This is a genomic window from Pseudomonas sp. NBRC 111130 (assembly GCF_001320485.1).
Taxonomy (GTDB): Bacteria; Pseudomonadota; Gammaproteobacteria; order Pseudomonadales; family Pseudomonadaceae; genus Aquipseudomonas; species Aquipseudomonas vlassakiae.
In genome coordinates, this window is record NZ_BCBG01000043.1 from 40,489 (window position 1) to 46,803 (window position 6,315).

The 6,315-nt window shown below is 66.4% G+C and carries 3 protein-coding genes and 1 riboswitch; all 3 genes read right to left on the bottom strand.

Annotated elements, in window-relative coordinates:
• Genes APH33_RS18340 through cobW form a run of 3 tightly spaced genes read right to left on the bottom strand, consistent with a single transcriptional unit; the run spans nt 1 to nt 5,836 of the window.
• Nucleotides 1-1,002, bottom strand: coding sequence for an ATP-binding protein (locus APH33_RS18340; protein ID WP_054886515.1), 1,002 nt, complete (start codon nt 1,000-1,002; stop codon nt 1-3).
• 1 nt (nt 1,003) lies between these two features.
• Nucleotides 1,004-4,765 (bottom strand): cobaltochelatase subunit CobN, encoded by a 3,762-nt coding sequence (gene cobN / locus APH33_RS18345; protein WP_054886516.1) that lies wholly within the window; start codon nt 4,763-4,765, stop codon nt 1,004-1,006.
• A gap of 3 nt (nt 4,766-4,768) precedes the next feature.
• A complete protein-coding gene (gene cobW / locus APH33_RS18350) occupies nt 4,769-5,836 on the bottom strand; it encodes a cobalamin biosynthesis protein CobW (RefSeq protein ID WP_054886517.1) in 1,068 nt (355 codons plus the stop codon).
• 99 nt (nt 5,837-5,935) lie between these two features.
• Nucleotides 5,936-6,141: riboswitch (cobalamin riboswitch) on the bottom strand.
• Nucleotides 6,142-6,315: the final 174 nt, after the last annotated feature.

Below are 6,315 nucleotides of genomic sequence, written 5' to 3' on the forward strand. Positions count from 1 at the left end.
TCAGGGCTTTTTTGCCCAGTTCGGCACCTCTCGCCGTGCGCCGCTGCTCACCGGTTGCGCCGGCAGTGCGCCCCAATCGCCCTGGCCACCCTCGCCTTGCCTGTCGCGGCCATCCGCTGCACCGGGCGGCGCAGAGGCTGGCACCTCGGCTGGCGTGCGCCGGCGATGGCGCAAGGCGAATTCGGCCACGGCGTCGACATCCCCCTCCTCGATCGCCTGCCCACCGCGCCAGGCACAATGCGCACGGGCAGCTCGCAGCCAGACCAGATCGGCACGCAGGCCATCGACGCCAGCGGCGAAACAACGCTCGGTGATCCAGGCCAGGGCCTGATCGTCCAGGGCAATCGCCGCCAGCCCCTGGCGCGCCGCCTGGCAGCGCTCGCGCAGTAGCGCCTGGGCACTGGCCCACTGCTCGCAGAATGCCTGCGGGTCGCTGTCGAACGCCAGCCGCCGACGGATGATCTGCTGGCGTGCCTCTGGAGCCGGCAGGCCATCGAGCGCCACATTGAGGCCGAAGCGGTCGAGCAATTGCGGACGCAACTCGCCTTCCTCGGGGTTCATGGTGCCGATCAGCACGAAACGGGCACTGTGCCGATGGGAAATACCATCGCGTTCGATGCGGTTGGTACCACTGGCAGCCACATCCAGCAGCAGGTCGACCAGGGTATCGGGCAGCAGGTTGACTTCATCGACATACAACACGCCACCATCGGCATGGGCCAGCACACCGGGGCTAAACTGCGCCTTGCCCTGGCCAAGTGCAGCATCCAGGTCCAGCGTCCCTATCAAACGCTCTTCACTTGCGCCCAACGGCAAGGTCACGAACGGGCCCTCGCCCAGCAGGTCGGCCAGGCCACGCGCCAAGGTACTCTTGGCCATGCCGCGCGGGCCTTCGATGAGCACGCCGCCGATCTTCGGGTCGATGGCGGTGAGGCACAGGGCCAGTTTGAGGTCCTCGGCGCCGACCACGGCCGCCAGTGGGAATTGCACGGGTTCACTCATTTCAAGGCTGTTCCTCGCCGTCGAGCAACTGTTCCTCAAGTGCCTCGCGATAGTCACCGGGGGCTTCCCAAAGCCCGCGCTGCTGGGCTTCCAGCAAGCGTTCGGTGAGGTCGCGCAGCGCCTCGGGGTTGTGCTCGCGCATGAAGTCGCGGGTCGCCGGGTCGAGCACGTAGGCATCGGCCAGCGACTGGTAATGATGGTCATCGATCAGGTGCGTGGTGGCGTCAAAGGCGAACAGGTTGTCGACGGTCGCGGCCAGCTCGAACGCACCCTTGTAGCCATGGCGTTTCGCCCCGTCGATCCACTTCGGGTTCAGGGCGCGGGCACGGATCACGCGGTTCAGCTCTTCCTTCAAGGTACGGATCCGCGGCCGGTCGACCTGGCTGTGATCGCCGTGATAACTGGCCACTGCCCCACCGGACAAGGTCTCCGACGCGGCCAGCATGCCGCCCTGGAACTGGTAGTAATCGTTGGAATCAAGCAGGTCGTGCTCGTGGTTGTCCTGGTTCTGCAACACCGCCTGCACCTGGCCCAGGCGCCGGGCGAACTGAGCGCGCGCCGGGGTGCCTTCATCGCGGCCACCGTAGGCATAGCCACCATGATTGAGGTATACCTCGGCGAGGTCTTCGCGGCTGTGCCACAGGCGGCCGTCGATGGCGTTCTGCACGCCGGCACCGTAGGCGCCTGGTTTGGCCCCGAACACCCGCCATCCCGCCTGGCGCGCCGCCTGTTCGGCATCCACGCCCTGCGCCTGCAGGCTGGCGCGTTCGCTGCGCACCCGTGCGGCCAGGGGGTTCAGGTCGTCCGGCTCGTCCAGTGCCGCCACTGCCTGCACCGCCGCATCGAACAGGCGGATCAGGTTGCCGAAGGCATCGCGGAAGAAGCCCGAGACGCGCAGCGTCACGTCCACCCGTGGGCGGTCGAGCAGGCTCAGTGGCAGGATCTCGAAGTCGTCGACGCGCTGGCTGCCGGTAGCCCACACCGGGCGCACCCCCATCAATGCCATGGCCTGGGCGATGTCGTCGCCACCGGTGCGCATGGTCGCCGTGCCCCACACCGACAAGCCCAGCTGGCGCAGATGGTCGCCATGGTCCTGCAGGTGCCGTTCGAGGATCAGGTTGGCCGAGGCGAACCCCAGGCGCCAGGCGGTGGTGGTGGGCAGGTTGCGCACATCGACGGTGTAGAAGTTGCGCCCGGTGGGCAGTACATCCAGGCGGCCGCGGCTGGGTGCACCGCTGGGACCGGCCGGTACGAAACGCCCGCACAGCGCGGCCAGCAGCCCATTGATCTCCGCAGCGCCGCACGCATCCAGGTCAGGGGCGACCTGCTCGCGCAGGGCGTCCAGCACGTCGTGCACTGGCTGCCATTGCGGTTGTTCGGGCAGCTGCGCCGGCCCTTCCAGGGCCTGTTCGATGATGCGCAAGGCAAGCAACTCAAGGCGCTCGCGGGTATCGCCAGCAGTGCGCCAAGCGCCCGCTTGCACGGCCTGCAGCATCGCCGGGCGTGGCCCTGACCAGGCCTCGCCAAGGTCGCAGTCGAGGGGATCGAAGCCCGGCGTCAGTGCCTTGGCCAGGGTCCGCAGCAAGCTGGCATTGCCACCGCGACCATCGCCCCGCTCCACGCGCAGCAAAGCCAGCAAGGTATCGAGGCGCAGGCGCGCCTGCGGCGACTGACCGAATACATGCAGGCCATCGCGGATCTGCGATTCCTTCAGGTCGCACAGGTAGGTATCCAGGCGCGGCAACCACACCGCGGCATCGTCCAGCTGGCCCTCCAGCTGCAACTCACGGTCGATATGGTTGGCCTTGACCAGCTCGAGTATGTCGCGCTGCAGCTCTCGTGCACGCCGTGGGTCGAGCAGCTGGGCTTCGTAGAATTCGTCCGCCAGCTGCTCCAGATGACGCAGCGGGCCGTAGGTTTCGGCGCGGGTCAGCGGCGGCATCAGGTGATCGATGATCACCGCCTGGGTCCGGCGCTTGGCCTGGGCGCCTTCGCCCGGGTCGTTGACGATGAACGGGTAGATATTCGGCAGCGGGCCGAGCAGCGCGTCCGGCCAGCAGTGTGCGGACAGGCCGACGCCCTTGCCGGGCAGCCACTCCAGGTTGCCGTGCTTGCCGACGTGGATCACGGCATCGGCAGCAAAGGCATGACGCAACCAGAAGTGAAACGCCAGGTAACCATGCGGTGGCACCAGGTCCGGGTCGTGGTACACCGCGCTGGGGTCGACCTGGTAGCCGCGCGCTGGCTGGATACCGACGAAGGTCAGGCCAAAGCGCAGGCCGGCGACCATCAGGCGGCCAGCGCGGTACATCGGGTCTTGCTCGGGCGGCCCCCAGCGCTCCAGCACGGCCTGGCGATTGGCCTTTGGCAGGCGTGCGAAGGCCGCGTGGTAGTCCGCCAGGCTCAGGCTCTGGGCGCACGGGCGTTGGTCGAGGTGTTCAAGGTCGTTGGTCACCCCGCCCAGCAGCTGATGAATCAGTTGCGTGCCGCTGCCTGGCAGCTCTGCAAGCGGATAACCTTCGGCCTGCAGTGCCTTGAGGATGTTGAGGGCAGCAGCCGGGGTATCCAGGCCGACGCCATTGCCGATGCGGCCATCGCGGGTCGGGTAGTTGGCCAGCACCAGGGCCACGCGCTTTTGCCCATTGGGCAGGCGCGCCAGTTCTACCCAACGCCGTGCCAGCTCGGCGACAAAGTCCATACGCTCGGGGTGGGCACGGTAACAGACCACATCGGACTGGCTGCGCTCGCTGCGCCAGGCCATGTCCTTGAAACTGACCGGTCGGGTGATGATGCGCCCGTCCAGTTCGGGCAAGGCGATGTGCATGGCCAGGTCGCGGGCACCCAGGCCCTGCTCGCTGGCCTCCCAGCCGGGCTGGTTGTCCTGCGCACAGATGGCCTGCAACACCGGGATATCACGACGGAACGGGCGCAGGTTGGGCCGTTCCGGGCTGGAAAGGGCAAAACCGGTGGTGTTGATCAACACCTCGGCCCCCACTTCGTCCAGCCAGGCTTCGACCTGCTCCAGGCAGGCACTTTCCTTGAGGCTCGCCACCGCGATGGGCAGCGGGTTGAGGCCGGCGGCCTGCAAGCGCTCGCAGAACACGTCAATGAATGTGGTGTTGGCAGCCTGCAGGTGAGAACGATAGAACAGTAGCGGTGCCACCGGATACTCACTGTTCCAGTGGCTGTACCAGTCTTCGAGCCGTGCGCCGGGGAGGCGCGGGTGATACACCGAAGTGCGCGGCAAAGGCTGCGGTTCGTCCCAAGGGTAGTCACGCCCCAGCCACTGGTTGGCCAGGCAGTTGAACAGGTTGATGGCATTGCGCTTGCCGCCCTGGCGCAAGTAGTGCCAGAGGCGCTCGGCCGGCTCGCCGGTGACCGTGCCGAGGCCGGTCAGCTCCGGGTCCGGGCGATCATCGCCGGGGACCAGGATCAGCTGCACGCCCCGCGTTGCCAGTTCGACCAGCTGCTCGACGCCGTAGCGCCAATAGCCGACGCCACCGTGCAGCGACACCAGGATTACCTTGGCGTGGCGCAGGACCTCGTCGACATACAAGTCGACCGAGGCATGGTTCTGCACCTGCATCGGGTTGGCCAGGCGCAGGCTGGGGAAATCGTCTGGCAGTTGCTCGGCGGTTTCGGCTAGCAGTGCCAGGTGCGAGTCGCCGCTGCAGAGGATCACTAGGTCGGCGGGCGTCTGGCCGAGGTCGGCAATGCTGTCGTCTGGCACGAAGCCGCCGGGCTGGGTCCGCAGCAGGTGCATGGGTCAGGCGCCCAGGGCCTGGCGCAGGCGCGCTTCCAGCTGTACCGCATCGAGGTCCTGGCCAATCAGCACCAGGCGGGTGATGCGGGGTTCGTCAGCGCGCCATGCGCGGTCGAAGTGCTTGTCGAAACGGGTGCCCACGCCCTGTACCAGCAGGCGCATCGGCTTGCCGGGGATGGCCGCGAAGCCTTTGGCACGCAGGATGCCGAATTCCACCACCAGCTGGGTCAGGGCATCGAGCAGCAGGCTTTCGTCAGCTTCGGGCAGGTCGATGGAGATCGAGTCAAAGGCATCATGGTCGTGATCGTCATGGTCATCGCCGTCATGGTGGGAATCGTGGTGGGTGCGACGGCCATCGATGTGCGCCTCGGACTCGGCGCCTACGCCCAACAGCACTTCCAGCGGCAGCCGGCCGCTGCTGGCTTCGACTACCTTGACGGCTGGCGGCAGCTCCTCGGCCACTTCGGCACGCACCTTGGCCAGGCCTTCGGCGTCGATCAGGTCAGCCTTGTTCAGCACCACCAGGTCGGCACTGGCCAGCTGGTCGGCGAACAGTTCGTGCAGTGGCGATTCGTGATCGAGGTTGGGATCAAGCTTGCGTTGCGCGTCGACCTGGTCCGGGTAGGCGGCGAAGGTGCCAGCAGCCACGGCCGGGCTGTCGACCACGGTGATGACCGCATCGACGGTGCAGGCGTTGCGGATTTCCGGCCACTGGAAGGCTTGCACCAGGGGCTTGGGCAGTGCCAGGCCGCTGGTTTCGATGAGGATGTGATCGAGGTCGCCGCGGCGTGCGACCAGTTCGCGCATCACCGGGAAGAATTCTTCCTGCACGGTGCAGCACAGGCAGCCGTTGGCGAGTTCATAGACGCGGCCGCTGGCTTCTTCCTCGGTGCAGCCGATGCTGCATTGCTTGAGGATTTCGCCGTCGATGCCAAGCTCGCCGAATTCGTTGACGATGACCGCGATGCGGCGGCCTTGGGCGTTGTCGAGCATGTGGCGGAGCAAGGTGGTTTTGCCCGAGCCGAGAAAGCCGGTAACGATGGTGACGGGGAGCTTGGCCAGTGTTTTCATGTCGCGTTGCCCTTGGCAGGTTGGTGCGGGCACACGGGACGAAAGCCGCAGGCAAGGCCGGCCGGGCTCGTTCGCCACCGGATCACCCCGCCCGGTTGAAAGTCGAAATCGTCTCGAGGCAGGTCTCCTGGCTTGCACCGTTCCAGAGCATCAAGCATCTGGCGGGGTGACGCCTTCCCGCGCGGTGGCGCAGTGGCTGTGTCGACCCATTGTCGGTGCCTACAGTTGCGGGGGCAGCCGCGGCTTGTACCGCGTTCCCGTCTTAGCTTCGGCAGTGCCGAAGAACCTCGAAGTCGCAAGGCTACGCGGGGGGTGGCGGGTGGTCAACTGTTGCCATCCTGTCCACGAAGCCCATGGTTCAGCTTTTGCTGTTGCTTTTGCTGTTGTTCTTGCTGTTGCTCTTGCTGTTGCTCTTGCTGTTGCTCTTGCTGTTGCTCTGCTTTTGCTTCTAAGCGCGCGGTAGTTCAGCAAACGCCGAA

What these genes read in the sequence shown, in the direction of transcription:
- cobN (WP_054886516.1), bottom strand. Translation starts at nt 4,765, where the DNA reads ATGCACCTGCTGCGGACCCAGCCCGGCGGCTTCGTGCCAGACGACAGC.
- cobW (WP_054886517.1), bottom strand. Translation starts at nt 5,836, where the DNA reads ATGAAAACACTGGCCAAGCTCCCCGTCACCATCGTTACCGGCTTTCTC.
- APH33_RS18340 (WP_054886515.1), bottom strand. Translation starts at nt 1,002, where the DNA reads ATGAGTGAACCCGTGCAATTCCCACTGGCGGCCGTGGTCGGCGCCGAG.